The following is a 403-nucleotide window of genomic DNA, read 5'->3' on the forward strand; positions in this document are numbered from 1 at the left end:
CCATAATAGTTATAACCGCAAGATTTAATCGAACCGTCACTAAATAAAAAGAATGTAAAATATGACCCACATATGACTTTAAATACTTTTGATAAGTTTGGGATTACTAGTAATCTGTTTTGTGCTGAAGTTGTACCGTTACCAAATTGTCCATATTCATTATTACCGCAACATCTTACAGTACCATCATTTAATAGGAATACTGTATGTTTAAATCCGCAAGATACGCTTTTTACACCTGTTATACCTAAATCTGTTACACTTTTTATAGATTCTGATACTCCTGTTAATTGCCCATCTGCATTTCTTCCACATCCGCTAACAGTGCCATCATTTAATAAGAGAAAATAGTATGGTTTTCCCCACAATAAACATTTTTTACATTACTAATAGGTATATTAAC

1 protein-coding gene is annotated in these 403 nt (G+C 31.5%); it reads right to left on the reverse strand.

All coding sequences use genetic code 11. The features are described 5' to 3' along the window. The coding region (locus ETC00_RS20175; protein WP_371808940.1) for an RCC1 domain-containing protein at nt 1-368 on the reverse strand (368 nt) is incomplete at its 3' end. Between the last annotated feature and the right edge of the window lie 35 nt (nt 369-403).

The organism is Brevibacillus sp. MCWH (genome assembly GCF_013096935.1).
GTDB classification, from domain to species: Bacteria; Bacillota; Bacilli; order Brevibacillales; family Brevibacillaceae; genus Brevibacillus; species Brevibacillus aydinogluensis.